Origin of the sequence: Trinickia sp. (assembly GCF_051953955.1) — a bacterium.
GTDB lineage: Bacteria > Pseudomonadota > Gammaproteobacteria > Burkholderiales > Burkholderiaceae > Trinickia.
Genome location: NZ_JBQCIF010000079.1, coordinates 65,808 through 84,061, shown reverse-complemented (window position 1 = coordinate 84,061; position 18,254 = coordinate 65,808). Strand labels below are relative to the sequence as shown.

Genomic DNA, 18,254 nt, shown 5'->3' with positions numbered 1-18,254 from the left:
ATCAAACAGCCGGTTGCGCCCGGTTCGCGGTTTCTCTTCTGCCCGAGGCCTAGTGCGGCGCTAACGTGCTTTGGCCCGCGGGCGTTTCTTGGCGCCGCCCGCGCGCGCCGTTTGTGCGACGGAGGACGGAGCGAGGCTCGCACCAGTCGCGGGGCCGGGGCCGCTCAGTTGCTCCATCGAAGACAGCGTCTCGGCATACGACAGAAAATGCTGGAGATAACCGGGCGACACCGCTCGCATCAGCGAGAGCGCGCGATGCATCAGGCTATGCGAATTGAGCGGGCCCGCATTGTCCGGCACCTGTTCGAGCGATTCTCGCAACTGCTTTTCGGTGTTGAACCGAGACCACGTCTCGCGGAAGTAGTCGAGCATGGGCAAGTCCGGCGAACGATCGCGCCGAAGGGGAGGCTGCACGTCGTTCGGCCCGTGGGATTCGCTTTCCGTCGCGATCGTTGGCCGGCTCGTCAGTAGGCCGACGAGCTTGGCGAGCGCGGTATGGCTCGGCGCGTTTCTCGTCGAGGTCTGGCTGGCAGGGGCCGCCGATGATCGCGCGGGATTGCCGTGGGGTGCCCCGGCTTCGACGTCGGCGTCGGTACTGGTTCCGGTAATGGTTTGGGTTTCGGGTCCGGCGTCGCGCTTGCTTTCGCTTTCACTGTCGGCGAGTTCGACCGCAGCCGCATAGTCGGCAATCCAAGCCGCGAGCCGTTCATCGAGCACGCGTCGCGCATCGCCCTCATAACGGGCCGCGCGCCGCGCCAGCGCGTCGATGAAGCGAAAGCGCATGGGGTTCACGCGGTCGGCGCCTCGTGTGCGCCATCCTTCGAGCGTCGCGCGCACGTCCGCCATGTCGGACGTGTTTTCGATACCGCCTCGCACGTCGCTACTCATGCTTTGCGGCATCGCTGGATCGTTTCGGCACCGGTGCGATTTCAACGCGGCGATTCTTCGCCCGCCCTGTCTCGTCGCCGTTCGAGCTGACCGGCTGCTGCGAGCCGAATGCGGCCGCGAACACGGATTGTGCGGGAACGCCGGCCTCGATCAGCGCGCGCGTCACAGTGAGGGCGCGCTGCGCGGACAGCTCCCAGTTGTCGGCGAAGCGCCGGTTGCCGGCGCGCACTTGGTGGTCGTCGGTGAAGCCGCTGACCATCAGAATTTCGTCGTGCGAGCGCAGATAAACGATGAGCGGACCTGCCAGCGACTTCAGCAGTTCGCGCCCTTCCGGCTGCAACTGATCGGAATTCAGCGCGAACAGCAGGGCGCCGCTGATCCCGATGCGTCCGTTCACGAGCGTGACGCGCCCAGCCGCGAGCGGGCCGGCGAGCGCCTGCTCGAGCGTCTTACGCCGCTGCGCCTCGACTTGCCGCTGCTTCACCTGGTCTTCGAGGCGTGCCGACAGTTCGAGTTGCAAGCCGATCACGCCCACCAGAATCAGCACGAAGGCACCCACGAGCACCGACATCAAGTCGGCGAAAGCGGCCCAGACCGGCGCGGTCGGCTCCGCGCCGCCGTCGATCTCGTCGCTCATGCCGTCTCGGCTCCGCTCGATGCGCGCTGCGCTGCAAGTTGCTGCAAGTCTTCGACGATCTGCTTTTGCGACAGCATGCTCAGGTCGATGACCTCGCGGGCCTGCGCCACGTAGTACGCCAGTTGCTCGTCGCTGCGCGTGAGCGACCGATCGAGCGCGGATTCGATCCGCTGCAGATGAGAGACGAGCTTTTCGTTCGATGCGCCGAATTCCATCACGGCAGCGCCGAACGCATCGCCGAGGCTCGCGACTTCGACCGCGCTGCCGGTGAGTTGCGCCGCGACGCCGCCGAGCTTGCGTGTTTCGGTATCGATCGTGTCGGCGAACTGAGAGCCGACGCGCGCGAGCAAGTCGGCCGACGTGGATACCAGTGCATCTACGGCGCCGCGCTGCTCGGTCGATGCATGGTTGACGGCATCGAGCAACGTGCCCAGCGTTTCGAGCAGGCGCGCGCGCTCGTCGAGCATCGCCGTATCGCGAACCATGCTGTCGGAGAGCTTCTGGCGCAGCTCGGCGATCACCTCGGCCGCGGCGCGCGGTGCTTCCGAGGCGGCTTGCACGAGCCGCGCGATCTCGGCGATCGTACCGGCCGCATGTGCCTCGGTTTGCGCGGCGATGTCGCGCGCGGTCCGCGCGAGCGTGTCGCAGATGGCCTGTTGGCGGGTCGCCGTGTCCTCGCCGCTTTGCCGCCAGGTATCGCCGAGCGACTTTGCCATGGCATCGACCGCGCTTGCCCATGCCTGCAGCCGCGCTTCGTCGCGGGTTGCCAGTTGCTGCTGCAGGTCTTTGTGCGATTCATCGAGCGTGCGCAGCAGCGATGCGGCGTGCTGCTCGAACGTTTCGACCGACTCGGCAAGGGCTCGTTCGTGCTGTGCCGCCAGCGCCTCGCTTGCGCATTCTTGTCGTGTCAGAGCGCTGTTCCATGCGGCGGAGACGCTGCCGACGCCGGCATCGACACGCGCCGACACGCTATCGAGCAACGCCGACGAACGTTGCTCGAACGTGCCGGTGAAGCGTTCGAGTGCCATGCGCAACTCGTCGACGAATGCTGCTTGCGCACGCTGCTGTTGCTCGAGCGCCGTGGTCCACAGGTTCGCCACGGTGGCCGTGCTGGCTTCGAAGCCGGTCGACAGACTCTCGAGCTGCTGTTGCACGGCACGCGAGACAGTCGCTCCGAGCGCCGTGACCTCGCGCGACAGCCCCTCCATCGTCGACTGCACGACGGGCTGAATCGCTGCGCTCGCACCGCGCGCGCTTTCGGCCGCGCTGTCGCGCAACGACCGGCCCACCGACGACGCGAGCGTCGTATAGGCCTTCTCGACCGCGGCATGCAGCGCTTGTTGATTCGCGAGCTGCTGCTCCTGCTGTGCGAGGCTCGTCCGTTCGATCGCGGCCATCATCGATTGCAGTCGATCGACGAGCACCGGCATGGTGTCGGCTTGGCGCTGCAGTAGCCTGAAGCTCTCCTCGCGCCGCCATGTTTGCGAATACGTGCGTAGCTTGGTGACGATGCGCTCGTCGAGTTGCCGTGCGGCCTCGAGCCGTTCATGCCGGCACAACGCCGACAGCAGCCCGAGCATCGCGGATGTCGCAACGCCGGCGATCGACGTGCCGAATGCGAAGCCCAAGCCTCTGATCGGCGCGGCCAGCGACGCGCGGATCGCCGCGAGATCCGTCGCGCTGTCGAGCGCGGCACCGGTCCCGCGCAACGTCGTCACCATGCCGAGCAGCGTGCCCAACATGCCAAGCAGCACCAGCAGCCCCACCAGATAGGGCGTCAGCGATGGTCCCGGTAACGCTGCGCGCTCGCCTTCGACGCGCAGCCGCACCGCGCCGCGCAGCGCCGGATGCAGACGTTCGAGCCACGCATCGAGGCTCGGCGGTGGTGCCGTGAGTTCTGCCACGGCCTGCACGAGGCTCGACGTGCACTGTTGGAAGCGGTGCAACTCGAGCGCGCCCGCGACGTAGCAGAGGCCGATCAACAGCGTGACCGCGAACGCGATCGGGTTGGTGATGGCATAGCCCGCGCCGATCCAGCAGACGACGCCGAGCCCGGAAAGGAAGACGAGAAGATCGAGGCGATATCTGGACATAAGGTCCTGTTAGCAGGCGCGAAGAGCCGCGCGCAGCCCTTCGACCGGTTGAAAACGAATGTCGAGCTCGGCGAACAGCACGCTTTGCATGTCCTTGCGGAACGCATCGAGCCAGGGGCCGTCCTTCACCTTTGGGGGATCGATCGCGGGCGTTGCCCGAGATGCCGCGTCCGGCACGGTGTTTTGCTGTCCGTCTTGCAGGGCGCCCGGCTCAGCTTGCGCATGCCCGTTCGTGGCCAGTTCCGCGTCGCGCAGGCGCTCGAAATGCGCAGCGAGGAGCCCCGGCACGGCGGCTAGCGCATTGTGCTCGCGCACGCCGAGCACGCGCTCCATGACCGCATCCACTTGAGCGAGCCGCGACGTCGCGCCGCCGCGCGACGCGAGCATGCCGCGCAATACGGCGCGCAGATTGCCGATCGCGGTTTCCATCTCTTCCTGTAGGGCGAGATAGCGCTGGCGAAACGCTGCGTACTCCGGTGCCACATCGGCCGCTGCATGGTCCTGACGATGGCGCGCGTGACTATGCCGCCGCTCCCGCTGCGGTGCAAGCGTGGCCTCGCGAGCGATCGCGTTGGTCAACGACGTCCGCACGCGTGCGCAGAGCGCGTCTTCGGCGTCCTCGGGCATGCGCTCGCGCGAGCAGCCGGCGGGCGCGTCGGTGCTCAGCGCGGAGGACAATGCAATTGCATCGGTCCAGCCGAGCCATTGGACCAGTCGATCGGCGAGCGGCGGCCCGGACTCCGAAAAGCGGGCGTCCGTCAGACGAGCGAGAAGGCGGATGAGTGCCGGGCCGCTGAAGGCCTGGCGCCCAGGAGCATGCACCATTGCCACGAGCAAAAAAGGCAGCAGTTTACACGCCCTGGGGGAGGGGTGGTCCACACCCCATTTAAACGGGGCAGTGGCGTCCGATGACCGTTGGCTCCCGCTAATTGGTCGGAAGGAAAGGCAGGGGGTGTCCGGCTGCGTCGGCCCACTCACCAAAGAAACGCTCCATATCTGAGCGATTCTCCCAATCCAAGACAGCGTCCGCATCGGCGCGTATCGCTGTCAGCACCTTATCTGCGGCGGGAGAGTGTGCGCCGGCCACTATCACGTAGCTTCTGAGGCCCACCGATTCCAGTTGTGTCTTCGCGTAGTGAATCGCGTAGGCCTTGCTATAGGCTGCATTCTTGTGCTGTGAGGTGACGAGATCGCGGTCGTCGGCACGCAGATCGACCGTTTGTGCGACCCGCAAGATTCCATTCTGGAGCGCGAACTCGACTTTGACGTCGGCCTCTGGGTCCGGCATGTAGTGCTCTACGACTTGGTGGTCGGGTAACGCTGCTTTGTCGTCCGCCAATATTCCAAGCAATTGAAAACGATCCCTCACATCGTAGAAGAGCCGGGAGCGGGCCTCGCGCGAGCGGCCGCGCGAAACCGGGGTCTCGCATTGGGTCGCTAAGGCAAGCTTGGCATGCTTGACGTAGTCGGCTTCCGTTTCGAACCGAAACGTTCCAAGGTGCGAAACGGCTTGGGGGCGCAGCACTCTAAGCGCTTCCAGCAGGCGAAGTGCGTCATCGCAACCAGCATCGCCGACAACCAGTGGGATGTCGTTTTCTTGGGCACGTAGTTGCTCGATACTCGCGCTCGGGGCAAGCGCTTTGATCTTACGCAAGTTGTTCGCGATATGTACCCGCACGCCTCCGGACGGCATGAATACCACTATTCCATAGTTGACATGCTCTGTCCTGTTGGGGTGCGGCTGAAACTGAAGGGTGCAGTATCGAGCGATGTACGATGTCATGGTGCTATCCCGGCTACGCGGACCAAGCGCTCATTATCCCACCATCGGCGCAGCTCATCCCGCGTGATCATGTCGAACCATTCATCTGGTGCATCGTCGACGATCGCATAGAACTCGCCGGGTTTGATGGCGGCCAGTCGCGCCTTCGCTTGGCTGAACGAGGCCGAGTCGAACTTCTTCAAGCGGCCGCGAATGATCTGTTCGATCACGACCAGGGTGCTACAGACCGGGTCGAGCGGAAGCATTCCCATCGGAATCTGATCGGCTGGCCCCGCGCGAGAGAAATCCATCGCGAGGCACATCGGCGTCTGCGCACGGCGCACGAAAAGATAATTGCCGACGTGCCGATCTGGATTGGAAAAGAATTGATCGACGGCAAAGATCGCTGAAATGTCCGAGGCGTGATCCGCAAGCAGTTCCATCGCTCGCATTGGCCCAGCGGGGCTGATTTGCTCGGCCGTGTCTTCCCAGCGCGATCCGAAAGCCAATTGTCCGTCGATGCACTCGACGACATGATATTCCGGAACCGGGATTCCACAGAGTTCGCAAAGCCGGTGGCCGATCCATTCGGAAATGGGCAGAAGCTCCCCATCTTGCACGCGCTTGATCGCGTATCTAATCCGATCCTTCGTATAGCCAATTAGTTTGAGGTCTTTGGAATCCGAGTACGGCTCCTCGTGTTCTATCGGTATCGGAAGAAAAGTACGTTGGCTCATATAAAGAATGCAGCGCAGGGGGAGCGTGCGGCGGTGATGAAGCTATCGCAAGCGTCTTGATCCAGGACGGTGTAAATGTCCGCACGTTAGCACGCCTCGATGACCGAGAGTGGTATCGATCGAAAACTAGGACCGTTGGAATGGCCTAAGTTGTGTTGCCCGCTCGGATCGCGGGACGTTCGACCGCGCGGCGATGAGCTTGGGGCGTTTAACGAGCGCTATCCACGGCAAATGCACATGGTGGAGGGTAAGCGCTGATTGTGCAGGACCGACGGTGCGGGTGATGACAGCGCCAGTTTCCTATACCGCCAAAATTCTATCGGCAATCCGGAATCAGTCCAGTTGCATCGAGGTTTTTAACCTCCAACACTCGATATCAGTCCGATGTAGCAGATAGATGTCTGGTATATCGGACGGTACGACCGAGGCCCCGCCGGTTTTCTGAAGCTTGCCACCAGGCGTCGAGGCCGACTGCCCGTCCCTGACTCTTCTTTCGCCATAAGGACTGACATGAAACTCGCCAAACGGGGCGCCCAGGCTGCCTATTTGCTCGCTGTTGCCGGGCTGCTCGCGATGATGGGCTGCACGAAGGTGTCGACGCCGGATCAAGCCGCAGCCTCTTCGTCTTCCACGCTTCAAGCCGTTCTCCAGCGCGGCACGCTGCGCGTCGGCGATTGTCTGACGTTCGCGCCGTTCGGCTTCTACGACAAGAACGGTCAGCCGGACGGCTATGACGTCGATCTCGCGAAAGAGCTTGCGAAAGAGATGGGCGTGAAGCTCGAAATCGTCAATACGACGAGTGCGAACCGCATTCCGAATCTTCAGACAAGCAAGGTCGACGTCGTCTTCTGCAACTTCACACGCAATCTCGAACGCGCGAAGGTGATCGACTTCACGACGCCATACGTCGTTGCCAGCGAGGCACTGCTCGTCAAAAAGAGTAGCGGCATTCAATCGGCAAAAGATATGGCGAATCGCACGATTGCCACCGTGAAGGGCTCGACGAACGGCGATGAAGTCCGCTCGATGGGCATTCCGGTCAAGATCCAGGAATACGACAGCTCCCAGGCCGCCATTTTGGCCGTGAAGCAAGGGCAGGCCGACGCCATGATCGAGGACAACAACTTCCTCGCCTACCAAGCCAAGCTCGACCCTGACCTCGTGGTCACGAACGAAGCACTGGTGCCGCTCGAGTACAACGCGTTCGGCGTCAAGGCCGGGGATCAGGAATGGCTCAACTATCTGAATCTGTTCCTCTTCAACATCAACGCGTCGAAGCTCAACGCGCAACTCTACAAGAAGTGGTTCGGTGTCGATCCGCACTATCCGCTGAACCCGCAGTTCTGAGGATGAAGGGTGCCGGCGCGCCGCGAACGAAGTGGAGGCTTAGATGAGTTACCAGTGGCTGACGTTGTGGGGCTATGTCCCGGAGTTCTTGCAGGCGGCCTGGCTGACGCTACAGGTAACGGTGCTTTCGTTCGCGCTCGCGGTCGTGCTCGGCTTGGCGACCGCGATCGCCGGCGCCTCGCCGATCGGTTTCATGCGGTTCATTGCCCGATGCTATGTGGAGGTCATCCGCAACACGCCCGTTCTTTTGCAGATCTTCATCGTCTTTTTCGGTCTGCCGTCGGCGGGGATTTCGCTGAACGCGTATTGGGCGGGCGTGCTTGCATTGGGGCTGAACGTCGGAGCCTATTTGTCGGAGGTGTTTCGTGCCGGCATTGCGTCGGTGCCGCGCGGACAGATCGAGGCGGCCGGCATTCTCGGCCTCGAGCCGGGGCAAATCTTCATGAGCGTGGTATTGCCGCAGGCGGCCCGCGCGGTGTACCCCGCGATCGTCAACTATCTGATTCAGCTGCTGCTCGGCACGTCGCTGCTGTCGGCCATTGCGCTGCCCGAGTTGACCGGGACGGCCACCGTCATCAATGGGCGGACGCTGCTCTACATCCAAACGTTCGCCGTGACGCTGGCCGCGTATCTCGTGCTCAGCAATGTGCTGTCTTGGCTTGCCGGTCAGCTCGGCGCGCGGGTTTTCCGCCCCCCGTTGCCGCTCCGTAAGCGCGCCCGTTTCGGCGGCTTCGCGATGCGCCGGACCAATCGGGCTTGATTGCCGCAACGGAGGAAGACCATGTCAATCGAATTGCTGAGAAGCAGCTTATCGATTCTCTTCGAGGGGCTCGTCACGACGGTGCTGCTGTCCGTGGCGTCGATCGTGGGCGGGACGCTGCTGGGCTTGATCGCAGCCGTGTTGCGCTCGTTCGGCCCGTGGGGCACGCCGCGCATCGCGCAGACGTACATCGAGCTCTTTCGCGGCACGCCGGTTTTGATCACGCTGATGTTCATCTACTTCGGCGTGTCCTACTTCGGCTACGCCATCGACGTTTTCGCGGCGGGGGCCATCGGCCTGAGCGTCTATCAGGGCGCCTATATCGCCGAGATCTTCCGCTCCGGGATCGAGGCCGTGCCCAAAGGGCAATGGGAGGTGTCGCAGATCCTCGGTCTCGGCCGCGCGCAAACGTTCGCGTTCGTCGTGTTGCCGCAAACGGGCAAGATCGTGTTGCCGCCGCTGGTCGGCCAATATCTGTCGCTCATCAAAGACACGTCGATCGTCAGCATGATCGGCATGTCCGAGCTGATGCACGGCGGCCAAGCCATCGTGGATCGGATCGGAAGGCCTGTCGAAATCTACGGGCTCGTCGCGTTAATTTACTTTGTCGTGTGCTTCCCCATTTCGCAATGGGTGCGCCACCATGATCGCAGGAGGCTGTCGTGACCGATCAAAGCCCAATCAAGCCCGTCATCTCGCTCGCGGGCGTCAGCAAGTCGTTCGGTGCGACGCATGTATTGAAGGAGATCAATCTCGAGGTGAGCCCCGGTGAAGTCGTGGTGCTCATCGGGGCCTCGGGCTCAGGCAAGAGCACGGTGCTGCGCATCATGGCCGGCTTGGAGACGACGGATTCCGGAGAGGTCTGGGTGGGAGAGGTACCGCTGCACGATGCGCGGCGCGCCAAGGAAATCCGCGGCCACGTAGGCATGGTGTTTCAGCAATTCAACTTGTTTCCGCACAAGACGGCGCTCGGCAACGTCACGCTCGCGCTGATCAAGGCGCGGCGCATGAGCCCGGCCGACGCGCGCAAACGCGGCATGGAAGCCCTCGAGCGCGTCGGTCTCGCCGATCGCGCGGAGCACTATCCGAGCCAATTGTCGGGTGGTCAGCAGCAGCGAGTGGCGATTGCGCGCGCGCTGGCGGTCGAGCCGCGCATCATGTTTTTCGACGAGGCGACCTCCGCGCTCGATCCCGAGTTGGTCGGCGAAGTCACCGAGGTCATGCGAGGGTTGGCGCGAGACGGGATGACGATGGTGGTCGTCACGCATGAGATGGGCTTCGCGCGCCAAACGGCCGACCGCGTCGTGTTCATGGACAAAGGCGTCATTGCCGAACAGGGCGACCCGGAGCATCTCTTCGTCAATCCCGCGAACGAGCGGACGCGGCAGTTCCTGCACCGCGTGCTCGATCATTGAATGCGGCGGCATTGCCGCCGTCGTGGCCGCGTCCTGCCGCGCCACGGTAAACTTCGACCGCTTGGCAAAAACTGACCGAATGAAAGCATAGACGGAGCGGATGAATGGCTGCAGCAGAATCGTCGCGGGCGAGGGGCGTGGATCGTGTCATTGCGATGTTTCGGCAATTGCATATCGCTCAACGCCCGATGAGCATGCGCGAATTGATCGAGGCGACCGGTGCGCCGCGCTCGAGCATCTACGAATTGGTCGCGATTCTTTCGGAGGCCGGGCTGCTCGAAACGACGGCGGACGGCAGCGTGTTCTTCGGACGCGAAATGCACTACTACGGGTCGGACTATTCGACGCACAACGACCTCATCAGCCGCGCGCATCAAGCGATCCTCGCATTGGTGAGGAAGTACGACGAGACGACACAGTTGTGCATGCTCGAAGGGAATAAGTATACGGTCGTGTTGTCCGAGAACAGCGCGCGGCCGTTCAACATTACGTCGGACATCGGCGTCAGGGTGCCGATTCCGTGGACCGCCACGGGACGTCTGCTGCTCGGCCATCTGAGCGCGGACGAGATCCGGGCGCTGATTCCGAGCGACGATTTCGTGCTGGACAACGGCGTGCGGATCGAGTTCGACGAATTCATGCGCGACGTGCATAGCGCAAAGGAGCACGGGTATTGCTGCACGGAAGGGCTATCGAACGCATTCAGGCTTTGCATGGCCGCGCCGATTCGCGACCGCGCGGGGTTTCCGACGGCCGCGCTTTGCTTCATGACTGCCCGCGATACGGATCCGGGTAGGCGCAGCGCCATGCTTGAGGATCTCTTGCAGTCCGCGAAGGCGCTGTCGGAAAGATGAAAAGGGGCGCCGCTAGGCGCAACCGCAACCAAAGGAGAGAGTTTGATGAAGCGTTATGGCGTAGAGGGCGGTAAGGGCACCGGCGGTCAGCACATGCCGTTCGCGCGCGCGGTGCAGGCAGACGGCTGGCTCTATGTGTCGGGTCAGACGCCGATGGAAAACGGCGAGGTCGTGAACGGCGGCATCGTCGAGCAGTCGCACAAGGCAATCCAGAATCTGTTCGCGATTCTCGAGGAAGCGGGCTATGGCGCGCAGGACGTCGTGCGTTGCGGGGTATGGCTCGACGATCCGCGCGATTTCGCATCGTTCAATAAGGTGTTCCGCGAGTACTTCGGCGAACATCCGCCCGCGCGCGCCTGCGTGGTGTCGAGCATGGTGATCGACTGCAAAGTCGAGGTCGATTGCGTCGCTTATAAGAAGCCCGCCGTTTGAGGCGGTTTGCCCGCCCACTGCGCGGCGTCCGCCCGTCGATGGGCCACGGCCGTCAGTCCTTCGTCTGCGCCTGCGCGCGTCGGCGTTGCAAAAACTTCCGCAGCGCCGGGTCGCGCTCGAGACCGATCGCCATGTCGTAGGCACCGAGCGCTTCCGCTGTGGAACCCGCACGCGCGAGCAGGTCGGCTCGCGCAGCCCAATACGGTTGATATTGCGCGAGGCGCGGATCGTTCGCGTAGGGCGCAAGCGCATCGAGCGCCGCGCGGGGGCCTTCGCATTCGGCCACTGCCAGCGCCCGGTTCACGGCAATCACCGGCGATGCCGCGATGACGAGCAGCGCGTCGTAGAGTTGCACGACCTCGTCCCAGTTCGGCCGTCGGGTCCTGCAACGGTGCACGTGCGCCGACTGCAGCGCGGCTTCCAATTGAAAGCGCCCGATTGCTTTGAAGGTGCTCGCGCGCAGCAGCAGTGCATCGGCGGCATCGATCATCGGCGCGTTCCACTGTGACGGGTCCTGCTCCGATAGCGGCACATAATCGCCCGCCGCATCGCGTCGTGCGTCGCGCCGCGCGTGCGCGAACAACATCAACGAAAGCAGGCCGAGCGCTTCCGGTTCCTGCGGCAGCAGTTCGACGAGCAACTGCGCGAGGAACAATGCTTCGCCGGCCAGATCGTGCCGCACGGTATCGCCGCCGACCGGATCGCTCCACCCTTCCGCAAATGCCGCATAGATAGCGTCGAGCACGGCTGCCAGCCGCCGCGGCAGCTCGTCGCGCTCGGGGACGCTGAACGGAACGCCCGCGTCGCGGATCTTGCCCTTTGCTCGCGCTAGGCGTTTCCCCATTGCCGCGGGCGACGTCAAGAACGCGGATGCGATCGTTTTCGCGTCGAGTCCCAGCACGACCTGCAACATCAACGGCGTGCAGATCGTCGCCTCGAGCGCGGGGTGCGTGCATGCGAAGAGCAGGGCCAAACGGCGGTCGGGCAGGGCGCTGGGATCGCGCTCGTCGATCTCGTCGGCGAGCAGCACGAATTCGGTCATCAGTTGATCGCCCACGCGCCGATGACGCGCGGCATCGATCGCACGCCGTCGCGCGACCGTCATCAGCCACGCCTCGGGATTGGCGGGGCAGCCGCGCTTGGGCCAATCGATCAGTGCGGCCGCGAAGGCGTCGGCCAGCACGTCTTCTGCCGCCGCCACGTCGCGCGTGCGCATCGCCAAGAGCGCGACGAGCTTGCCGTAGCTGCGCCGCGCCACGTCTTCGGCGACTGCCCGGGCGGTAGCGTCTGCTTCGCAGTCGCGCCCGGACATGGTCATGCGCCGGTTGGCGATTCGCAGGGAATCGTCCAGATCGGGCGGACCTCCATGACGCCGTGGCTTGCGCCCGGGCAGCGCGCCGCCCACGCGATCGCCGCATCGAGGTCGGGGGCGTCGATCAAATAGTAGCCGGCCAGTTGCTCCTTCGAATCCGAATACGGCCCGTCCAGCACGTGCGGCTTGCCGTCGACGAGCCGCACCGTGGTGGCGGTGTTCGTGTGCTGCAGCCGGTTCAGTCCGCGCACGACATCCGCGCTGCGCAACGATTCGGTATAGGCGCGATAGGCGCCGACTCTTTCTTCCCGCTCCGCGTCCGTCAGCTGGTGCCAGTCGCTTTCGTTCGAGTAGATCATCAACAGATATTGCATGCGAGCCTCCTTGGTTGGATTCCGGCGGATGCGGCGAAATCGTGCCGCCGTCACCATGACGCGCGCACGGGTGGCCAACGGACAAGCGGCGACAAAAAAATCGTCGCGCTACCTGGCGTCGTTATAGACGGTGGCGCGCGATACGCCCAGGTGCTGGGCGATCGTCTCCATCGATCGGGCCTTGCCGGCGTGCCGGCGGCCTCATGGCTCGAGGCGGGCCAACTGTCGAGGACGAGGCATGTCGCATGATGCCAGGGCTTTTTGAGGTTGACTGTTCGTATACAATTAGACACAATGTAAAGTCATCAGCCCACCGTTCAGCGATCGAACCGTCATCCCACCGACGATATGCCAACAAACGCCCAGCTCCTCCTCCTCGATCGCGACGTCGTAGCGCCGAGCCTCACCGCAGACCAGGTCATGGCGGCGGTTCGCGACGCCTTCGTCTTACATAGCCAGCGGGCGGGACGCGTATTTCCGGTCGTCCGCACGAAGCTGCAGACTGGGGGCGTGTTCGGGATCAAATCCGGCGATGTCGCCAGCCGGGACCTTTTGGGCTTCAAGGCGGCGGGATTCTGGCCGGCCAATCCGGGCCGGGGCGGCGAGCCCCATCAGGCAACGATCGCGCTGTTCGACCCCCACACGGGCCGCCCGCTCTGCATCATGGACGGCAACGCGATTACGACGGCACGCACGGGCGCCGCGGGCGGCTTGGGAATGCAGTTGCTGGCACGCCGCGAAAGCAGCAGAATCTGCGTTTTCGGCACCGGCGTGCAGGCGCGTGTCCAACTCGACTATGCGCTGAAAGTATTGCCGCATCTTCGCGAGGTGCAATATGTGACGGCCGACGGAGCGCGCTCGCCCTCGTTCGAAGCGGTATTCGAAGGCCGTTGCAGCATCGGCCCGGCGCGCGACCGCAACGATGCCGTGGCGGCCAGCGACGTCGTCATCACGGCCACCCCGGGCGGTGGTCCGCTGTTCGATGCCGTTGCCGTTCAGCCGGGCACGCACCTGACTTGCGTGGGGGCCGATACGGCCGGCAAGCGCGAGCTGCCGGCGGGCGTGTTGGAGCGCGCGCGCATCGTCGTGGACGACGTAACCCAGGCGCGCAGCATCGGCGAGTGCCAATGGGCGGCCCAGTTGCCGTGCACGGAGATCGGCGATCTTCTGGCCGCGGCGCCGGCAGCGGATCGCTCGGCAACCGACGTGACGGTATTCGACATGACCGGAATCGCGCTGCAGGATTTGACGGTTGCGCGCTTCGTGTACGAGCACGCGATCGAACAAGGGCTCGGAACGGCGGTTCCATGGCCGTGGTGAGCGACATCGACGTCGACACAAACGTCGGCATTGGCATTGGACTTGCGAAACGACCATGACTACCTACGAACTTCCCACCTATGCCGACGTCGAGGCCGCGGCGGCGCGCATCGCCGGCGTGGCCAATCGCACCCCGGTGCATACCTCGCGCACGCTGAATGAACGCGTCGGCGCCGAGGTTTTCATCAAGTGCGAGAATTTTCAGCGCATGGGCGCGTTCAAGTTCCGCGGTGCCTTCAACGCGCTGTCGAAATTTTCTCCGGCGCAGCGCAAGGCCGGCGTCGTGGCTTTCTCGTCGGGCAATCACGCGCAGGGGATCGCTCTCTCCGCAAAGATCTTGGGTATGCCGGCCACGATCGTCATGCCTCACGATGCGCCCCCGGCGAAGGTCGCTGCCACGAAAGGGTACGGCGCCCAGGTCGTGGTGTACGACCGTTATTCGGAAGACCGCGAAGCGATCGGCCGCCGTCTGGCCGATGAGCAGGGCCTCACGCTGATCCCGCCTTACGACCACCCGGACGTGCTCGCCGGGCAAGGGACAGCCGCGAAGGAACTGTTCGAGGAAGTCGGCGCGCTCGACTATCTGTTCGTGCCGCTCGGCGGCGGCGGGCTGCTCTCGGGCACGGCGCTCGCGACGCGCGCGCTCGCGCCGCAATGCGTCTTGTACGGTGTCGAGCCGGAAGCCGGGAATGACGGCCAGCGTTCGCTGCGCAGCGGCAGCATCGTCCATATCGATACGCCGAAGACCATCGCGGATGGGGCGCAGACCCAACATCTCGGCAACTACACGTTCGGCATCATCAAACGCGACGTCAACGACATCTTGACGGCGTCGGATGCCGAACTGGTGGGCGCGATGAAGTTTTTTGCGTCCCGGATGAAGATGATCGTCGAGCCGACGGGGTGCCTCGGGCTGGCCGGCGTGCTCAATTCGAAGGACGCGCTCAAGGGCAAGCGCGTCGGCGTGCTCATCAGCGGCGGCAACATCGACCTCGAGCGCTTCTGCTTGCTCGCGGCCGGGTAGGTTGCGCGAGCGGGAAACCGGGATGCGGCTCGCACGGCGCGAGGGGCCAAATCCGGCTGGGCGGCGCGCACCGGCTACAATAGCGTTTTGCGCATCGCCCGCGCCCGTTGGGGCGCGGATGCGGGGCGCGGGCTCCGGACGGCCGGTTGGCTCGATCTACTCTCCATCCTCGATTGAACGGTTTCCTTCATGAGTACTATTCTTGAAAGCCTCCCGACCGGCCAGAAGGTCGGTATCGCGTTCTCCGGCGGCCTCGATACGAGCGCCGCGCTGCACTGGATGAAGCTCAAGGGCGCCGTCCCGTATGCCTATACGGCCAATCTCGGCCAGCCTGACGAAGAGGATTACGATTCGATTCCGCGCCGTGCGCTCGAATACGGTGCCGCCGGCGCGCGGCTGATCGATTGCCGCCCGCAGCTCGTGGCCGAAGGGATCGCGGCGCTGCAGTCCGGTGCGTTCCACGTCTCGACGGCCGGCGTCACCTACTTCAACACGACGCCGCTCGGCCGCGCCGTGACGGGCACGATGCTCGTGGCGGCGATGAAGGAAGACGGCGTCAACATCTGGGGCGACGGCAGCACGTACAAGGGCAACGACATCGAGCGCTTCTATCGCTATGGCTTGCTCGTCAACCCGAACTTGAAGATCTACAAGCCGTGGCTCGATCAGCAGTTCATCGACGAACTGGGCGGTCGCGCCGAAATGTCCGAGTTCATGCGCCAATCGGGCTTCGCATACAAGATGTCGGCCGAAAAGGCGTACTCGACCGATTCGAATCTGCTCGGCGCCACGCACGAAGCGAAAGACCTCGAAAGCCTCGAGTCCGGCATCAAGATCGTCAATCCGATCATGGGTGTCGCGTTCTGGCGCGACGACGTGCAAGTCGCCAAGGAAGAAGTCACGATTCGCTTCGAGGAAGGGCGCCCCACCGCGCTGAACGGCGTCGAATACAAGGATGCCGTCGAGCTGATGCTCGAAGCGAACCGGATCGGCGGCCGGCACGGGCTCGGCATGAGCGACCAGATCGAGAACCGCATCATCGAGGCGAAGAGCCGCGGCATCTACGAAGCCCCGGGGCTCGCGCTGTTGTTCATCGCCTATGAGCGGCTCGTCACGGGCATCCACAACGAAGACACGATCGAGCAGTACCGCGACAACGGCCGCCGCCTCGGCCGCCTGCTCTATCAAGGCCGCTGGTTCGACCCGCAAGCGATCATGCTGCGCGAAACGGCGCAGCGCTGGGTCGCGCGCGCGATCACGGGCGAAGTGACGATCGAGTTGCGCCGCGGCAACGACTATTCGATCCTCAGCACGAAATCGCCCAACCTGACGTATCAGCCCGAGCGCTTGTCGATGGAGAAGGTGCAGTCGACGTTCTCGCCGCGCGATCGGATCGGTCAACTGACGATGCGCAACCTCGACATCACCGATACGCGCGAGAAGCTGCGCATCTATTCGCAAGTCGGTCTCTTGACGCCGGGCGAAGCCTCGGCGCTGCCGCAAATCAAGGGCGAAAGCGATGAGAAACATCGATAACCCGTCCCAGGATCGGGAAGTCGGCGTTGCCGATGCGACGCAGGACTCGACGCGCATCGACGACGTGCGCATCGGCGCCGTCCGTCCGCTGATTTCGCCCGCGCTGCTGCAGGACGAACTGCCGGTGCCGCAGTCGGTTCAAACGCTCGTGGAGCATGCGCGCGTCGAGATCGGCGATATCCTGCACGGCCGCAACGATCGGCTCGTCGCCGTCGTCGGCCCATGCTCGATTCACGATCACGACCAAGCGATCGAGTACGCGAATCGGCTCAAGGCCGCCGCCGACGAACTGCGGGACGACCTGCTGATCGTCATGCGCGTCTACTTCGAAAAGCCGCGCACGACGGTCGGCTGGAAGGGTTACATCAACGACCCGCGGCTCGACGGCAGTTTCCGGATCAACGAGGGGTTGCGCGCCGCGCGGCGACTGCTGCTCGACATCAACGGCATCGGCTTGCCGGCTGCGACGGAGTTTCTCGACCTGCTCGGCCCGCAGTACATCGCCGACCTCATCGCATGGGGCGCGATCGGTGCGCGCACGACGGAGAGCCAAAGCCACCGTCAGCTGGCATCGGGGTTGAGCTGCCCCATCGGCTTCAAGAACGGCACCGACGGCCGCGTGCAGATCGCGGCGGACGCGATCGTCGCTGCCCGCGCGAGCCATGCCTTCATGGGCATGACGAAAATGGGCATGGCCGCGATCTTCGAAACGCGTGGCAACCATGATGGACATGTGATTCTGCGCGGCGGCAAGACCGGCCCGAACTACGACGCGCAGAGCGTCGAGGCGTGTTGTGCGGTGCTGCGCGAGGCGGGCTTGCGCGAGCAGGTCATGGTCGATTGCTCGCACGCCAATTCGGGCAAGGCGCACGAGCGGCAGATCGACGTCGCGAACGACATTGCCGCGCAGCTCTCCGGCGGCGAGCAGCGCCTCGTGGGCGTCATGGTCGAGAGCCACCTCGAAGCCGGCCGGCAAGACTTGAAGCCGGGTGTGCCGCTCCGTTACGGCGTCTCGATTACGGATGCATGCCTGAGTTGGGCGCAAACCCAGCCCGTGCTCGAAGCGCTGGCAGAAGGGGTTCGGCGCCGGCGAGCCGCGCGCCTCAGCCTCAAATAATCAGCCGAGAAATCTTCGAGCCTTCGAGCGACACGCCGGCCATCAGGCCGGCGTTCGTCAGCACGAAGGCCTCGACGGGCTTGGTAGCCGTCGAAGTATCGATGTCGCCGTTCGCGCCCACGTTCACCACGGCGACGGTGGCATCGACTCCGGCGGCCCAGCCTTGGCTGTTCAGGAATTTATCGAGCGCCTCTTGCGTCATGAACAACATGACGATCGCCTTCGATTGCGCGCCGATCTGCAAGCCGAACGAGCCCGACGTGATGCTGTAGTAGCCGCTCGTTTGTCCGCCGACGCGCAAGGCGCCCTTCCCGTATTGCCCACCGAACCAGAAGCCCGCCGCGATGACCGACGGAAACACGAGGACGCCGCGCGCCTTCTCGACGAGCTCGCGCGAGCCGTGCACGGTCGAGTACAGCCGCGTAAGCGTCGCCTCGACGTCCGCGTCGATCGTCGCGCGCCGCCCGGCATTCGCCTCGGGCGTGCCCGACGTCGAAAGCGGCGTGGTCGTGCATCCGGTCAGCGCCAGCCCGCTCGATGCGAGCGCGGCGCCGGTCATGATGATGAATCGACGGCGTTGCATGAATCCTCCTGACGAAACTCACGAGCAAACGAAGCGGTCACGGCGCCGGCCGCCGGGACAGCG

The 18,254-nt window shown here is 64.1% G+C and carries 19 protein-coding genes and 1 pseudogene; 10 read left to right on the top strand and 10 right to left on the bottom strand.

Annotated elements, in window-relative coordinates; all coding sequences use genetic code 11:
• Positions 1–60: 60 nt before the first annotated feature.
• From ACTHNZ_RS15000 to ACTHNZ_RS14975, 6 genes are all read right to left on the bottom strand, one after another.
• Positions 61–900 carry a DUF2894 domain-containing protein gene (locus ACTHNZ_RS15000; protein ID WP_440543300.1) on the bottom strand — a complete coding sequence of 280 codons (840 nt, stop codon included), beginning with the start codon at positions 898–900 and terminating at the stop codon, positions 61–63.
• Complete coding sequence (locus ACTHNZ_RS14995; RefSeq protein WP_440543299.1) at positions 881–1,525, bottom strand: OmpA family protein; 645 nt, start codon at positions 1,523–1,525, stop codon at positions 881–883. Before ACTHNZ_RS14995 ends, ACTHNZ_RS15000 begins: the two co-directional genes overlap by 20 nt.
• Positions 1,522–3,618, bottom strand: coding sequence for a DUF802 domain-containing protein (locus tag ACTHNZ_RS14990; protein ID WP_440543298.1), 2,097 nt, complete (start codon positions 3,616–3,618; stop codon positions 1,522–1,524). Before ACTHNZ_RS14990 ends, ACTHNZ_RS14995 begins: the two co-directional genes overlap by 4 nt.
• A 9-nt stretch (positions 3,619–3,627) precedes the next feature.
• A complete protein-coding gene (locus ACTHNZ_RS14985; protein ID WP_440543297.1) occupies positions 3,628–4,443 on the bottom strand; it encodes a DUF3348 domain-containing protein in 816 nt (271 codons plus the stop codon).
• Between the two features lie 100 nt (positions 4,444–4,543).
• On the bottom strand, positions 4,544–5,401 hold the full coding sequence (locus tag ACTHNZ_RS14980) for a DUF3037 domain-containing protein (protein WP_440543296.1): 858 nt from the start codon (positions 5,399–5,401) through the stop codon (positions 4,544–4,546).
• Complete coding sequence (locus ACTHNZ_RS14975; protein ID WP_440543294.1) at positions 5,398–6,117, bottom strand: hypothetical protein; 720 nt, start codon at positions 6,115–6,117, stop codon at positions 5,398–5,400. Before ACTHNZ_RS14975 ends, ACTHNZ_RS14980 begins: the two co-directional genes overlap by 4 nt.
• Before the next feature lie 510 nt (positions 6,118–6,627).
• Here ACTHNZ_RS14975 and ACTHNZ_RS14970 point away from each other — a divergent pair.
• The 6 genes from ACTHNZ_RS14970 (at position 6,628) to ACTHNZ_RS14945 (ending at position 10,925) form a co-directional block, all read left to right on the top strand.
• Positions 6,628–7,464 carry an ABC transporter substrate-binding protein gene (locus ACTHNZ_RS14970; RefSeq protein ID WP_440543293.1) on the top strand — a complete coding sequence of 279 codons (837 nt, stop codon included), beginning with the start codon at positions 6,628–6,630 and terminating at the stop codon, positions 7,462–7,464.
• Between the two features lie 43 nt (positions 7,465–7,507).
• The gene (locus tag ACTHNZ_RS14965) at positions 7,508–8,224 is read left to right on the top strand and encodes an amino acid ABC transporter permease (protein WP_440543292.1); all 717 of its coding nucleotides are present in this window, start codon (positions 7,508–7,510) and stop codon (positions 8,222–8,224) included.
• Between the two features lie 21 nt (positions 8,225–8,245).
• Positions 8,246–8,890 carry an amino acid ABC transporter permease gene (locus ACTHNZ_RS14960; protein WP_440543291.1) on the top strand — a complete coding sequence of 215 codons (645 nt, stop codon included), beginning with the start codon at positions 8,246–8,248 and terminating at the stop codon, positions 8,888–8,890.
• A complete protein-coding gene (locus ACTHNZ_RS14955; protein WP_440543290.1) occupies positions 8,887–9,639 on the top strand; it encodes an amino acid ABC transporter ATP-binding protein in 753 nt (250 codons plus the stop codon). The genes ACTHNZ_RS14960 and ACTHNZ_RS14955 overlap by 4 nt, the downstream gene beginning before the upstream one ends.
• 104 nt (positions 9,640–9,743) lie before the next feature.
• Complete coding sequence (locus tag ACTHNZ_RS14950) at positions 9,744–10,493, top strand: IclR family transcriptional regulator (RefSeq protein WP_440543289.1); 750 nt, start codon at positions 9,744–9,746, stop codon at positions 10,491–10,493.
• A gap of 45 nt (positions 10,494–10,538) precedes the next feature.
• Positions 10,539–10,925, top strand: coding sequence for a RidA family protein (locus ACTHNZ_RS14945; RefSeq protein WP_440543288.1), 387 nt, complete (start codon positions 10,539–10,541; stop codon positions 10,923–10,925).
• A gap of 52 nt (positions 10,926–10,977) precedes the next feature.
• On the opposite strand, the gene ACTHNZ_RS14940 is transcribed toward ACTHNZ_RS14945, so the two are convergent.
• The 3 genes and pseudogenes from ACTHNZ_RS14940 to ACTHNZ_RS14930 all read right to left on the bottom strand — a co-directional run.
• Positions 10,978–12,243 (bottom strand): RNA polymerase sigma factor, encoded by a 1,266-nt coding sequence (locus tag ACTHNZ_RS14940; RefSeq protein ID WP_440543287.1) that lies wholly within the window; start codon positions 12,241–12,243, stop codon positions 10,978–10,980.
• A complete protein-coding gene (locus ACTHNZ_RS14935; protein ID WP_440543286.1) occupies positions 12,240–12,611 on the bottom strand; it encodes a YciI family protein in 372 nt (123 codons plus the stop codon). The genes ACTHNZ_RS14940 and ACTHNZ_RS14935 overlap by 4 nt, the downstream gene beginning before the upstream one ends.
• A gap of 108 nt (positions 12,612–12,719) precedes the next feature.
• Positions 12,720–12,788 (bottom strand): annotated as a pseudogene (locus tag ACTHNZ_RS14930) (helix-turn-helix domain-containing protein); the annotation flags it as partial.
• 171 nt (positions 12,789–12,959) lie between these two features.
• Between ACTHNZ_RS14930 and ACTHNZ_RS14925 the strand changes: the two are divergent.
• The 4 genes from ACTHNZ_RS14925 (at position 12,960) to ACTHNZ_RS14910 (ending at position 17,608) form a co-directional block, all read left to right on the top strand.
• Positions 12,960–13,931: an ornithine cyclodeaminase family protein gene (locus ACTHNZ_RS14925; RefSeq protein WP_440543285.1), complete on the top strand. Its 972-nt coding sequence runs from the start codon at positions 12,960–12,962 to the stop codon at positions 13,929–13,931.
• Positions 13,932–13,986: 55 nt separating this feature from the next.
• Positions 13,987–14,955, top strand: coding sequence for a threo-3-hydroxy-L-aspartate ammonia-lyase (locus tag ACTHNZ_RS14920; RefSeq protein WP_440543284.1), 969 nt, complete (start codon positions 13,987–13,989; stop codon positions 14,953–14,955).
• 189 nt (positions 14,956–15,144) lie between these two features.
• Entirely contained in the window at positions 15,145–16,491 is a 1,347-nt protein-coding gene (argG, locus tag ACTHNZ_RS14915) for an argininosuccinate synthase (RefSeq protein WP_440543283.1), read from the top strand.
• A complete protein-coding gene (locus ACTHNZ_RS14910) occupies positions 16,475–17,608 on the top strand; it encodes a 3-deoxy-7-phosphoheptulonate synthase (RefSeq protein WP_440543282.1) in 1,134 nt (377 codons plus the stop codon). The genes argG and ACTHNZ_RS14910 overlap by 17 nt, the downstream gene beginning before the upstream one ends.
• Here the strand turns inward: ACTHNZ_RS14910 and ACTHNZ_RS14905 are convergent.
• Positions 17,601–18,191, bottom strand: coding sequence for a BPSL1445 family SYLF domain-containing lipoprotein (locus ACTHNZ_RS14905; RefSeq protein WP_440543281.1), 591 nt, complete (start codon positions 18,189–18,191; stop codon positions 17,601–17,603). The genes ACTHNZ_RS14910 and ACTHNZ_RS14905 overlap by 8 nt on opposite strands.
• Between the last annotated feature and the right edge of the window lie 63 nt (positions 18,192–18,254).

What these genes read in the sequence shown, in the direction of transcription:
- ACTHNZ_RS15000 (WP_440543300.1), bottom strand. Translation starts at nt 900, where the DNA reads ATGCCGCAAAGCATGAGTAGCGACGTGCGAGGCGGTATCGAAAACACG.
- ACTHNZ_RS14995 (WP_440543299.1), bottom strand. Translation starts at nt 1,525, where the DNA reads ATGAGCGACGAGATCGACGGCGGCGCGGAGCCGACCGCGCCGGTCTGG.
- ACTHNZ_RS14990 (WP_440543298.1), bottom strand. Translation starts at nt 3,618, where the DNA reads ATGTCCAGATATCGCCTCGATCTTCTCGTCTTCCTTTCCGGGCTCGGC.
- ACTHNZ_RS14985 (WP_440543297.1), bottom strand. Translation starts at nt 4,443, where the DNA reads ATGGTGCATGCTCCTGGGCGCCAGGCCTTCAGCGGCCCGGCACTCATC.
- ACTHNZ_RS14980 (WP_440543296.1), bottom strand. Translation starts at nt 5,401, where the DNA reads ATGACATCGTACATCGCTCGATACTGCACCCTTCAGTTTCAGCCGCAC.
- ACTHNZ_RS14975 (WP_440543294.1), bottom strand. Translation starts at nt 6,117, where the DNA reads ATGAGCCAACGTACTTTTCTTCCGATACCGATAGAACACGAGGAGCCG.
- ACTHNZ_RS14970 (WP_440543293.1), top strand. Translation starts at nt 6,628, where the DNA reads ATGAAACTCGCCAAACGGGGCGCCCAGGCTGCCTATTTGCTCGCTGTT.
- ACTHNZ_RS14965 (WP_440543292.1), top strand. Translation starts at nt 7,508, where the DNA reads ATGAGTTACCAGTGGCTGACGTTGTGGGGCTATGTCCCGGAGTTCTTG.
- ACTHNZ_RS14960 (WP_440543291.1), top strand. Translation starts at nt 8,246, where the DNA reads ATGTCAATCGAATTGCTGAGAAGCAGCTTATCGATTCTCTTCGAGGGG.
- ACTHNZ_RS14950 (WP_440543289.1), top strand. Translation starts at nt 9,744, where the DNA reads ATGGCTGCAGCAGAATCGTCGCGGGCGAGGGGCGTGGATCGTGTCATT.
- ACTHNZ_RS14945 (WP_440543288.1), top strand. Translation starts at nt 10,539, where the DNA reads ATGAAGCGTTATGGCGTAGAGGGCGGTAAGGGCACCGGCGGTCAGCAC.
- ACTHNZ_RS14940 (WP_440543287.1), bottom strand. Translation starts at nt 12,243, where the DNA reads ATGACCATGTCCGGGCGCGACTGCGAAGCAGACGCTACCGCCCGGGCA.
- ACTHNZ_RS14935 (WP_440543286.1), bottom strand. Translation starts at nt 12,611, where the DNA reads ATGCAATATCTGTTGATGATCTACTCGAACGAAAGCGACTGGCACCAG.
- ACTHNZ_RS14925 (WP_440543285.1), top strand. Translation starts at nt 12,960, where the DNA reads ATGCCAACAAACGCCCAGCTCCTCCTCCTCGATCGCGACGTCGTAGCG.
- ACTHNZ_RS14920 (WP_440543284.1), top strand. Translation starts at nt 13,987, where the DNA reads ATGACTACCTACGAACTTCCCACCTATGCCGACGTCGAGGCCGCGGCG.
- argG (WP_440543283.1), top strand. Translation starts at nt 15,145, where the DNA reads ATGAGTACTATTCTTGAAAGCCTCCCGACCGGCCAGAAGGTCGGTATC.
- ACTHNZ_RS14910 (WP_440543282.1), top strand. Translation starts at nt 16,475, where the DNA reads ATGAGAAACATCGATAACCCGTCCCAGGATCGGGAAGTCGGCGTTGCC.
- ACTHNZ_RS14905 (WP_440543281.1), bottom strand. Translation starts at nt 18,191, where the DNA reads ATGCAACGCCGTCGATTCATCATCATGACCGGCGCCGCGCTCGCATCG.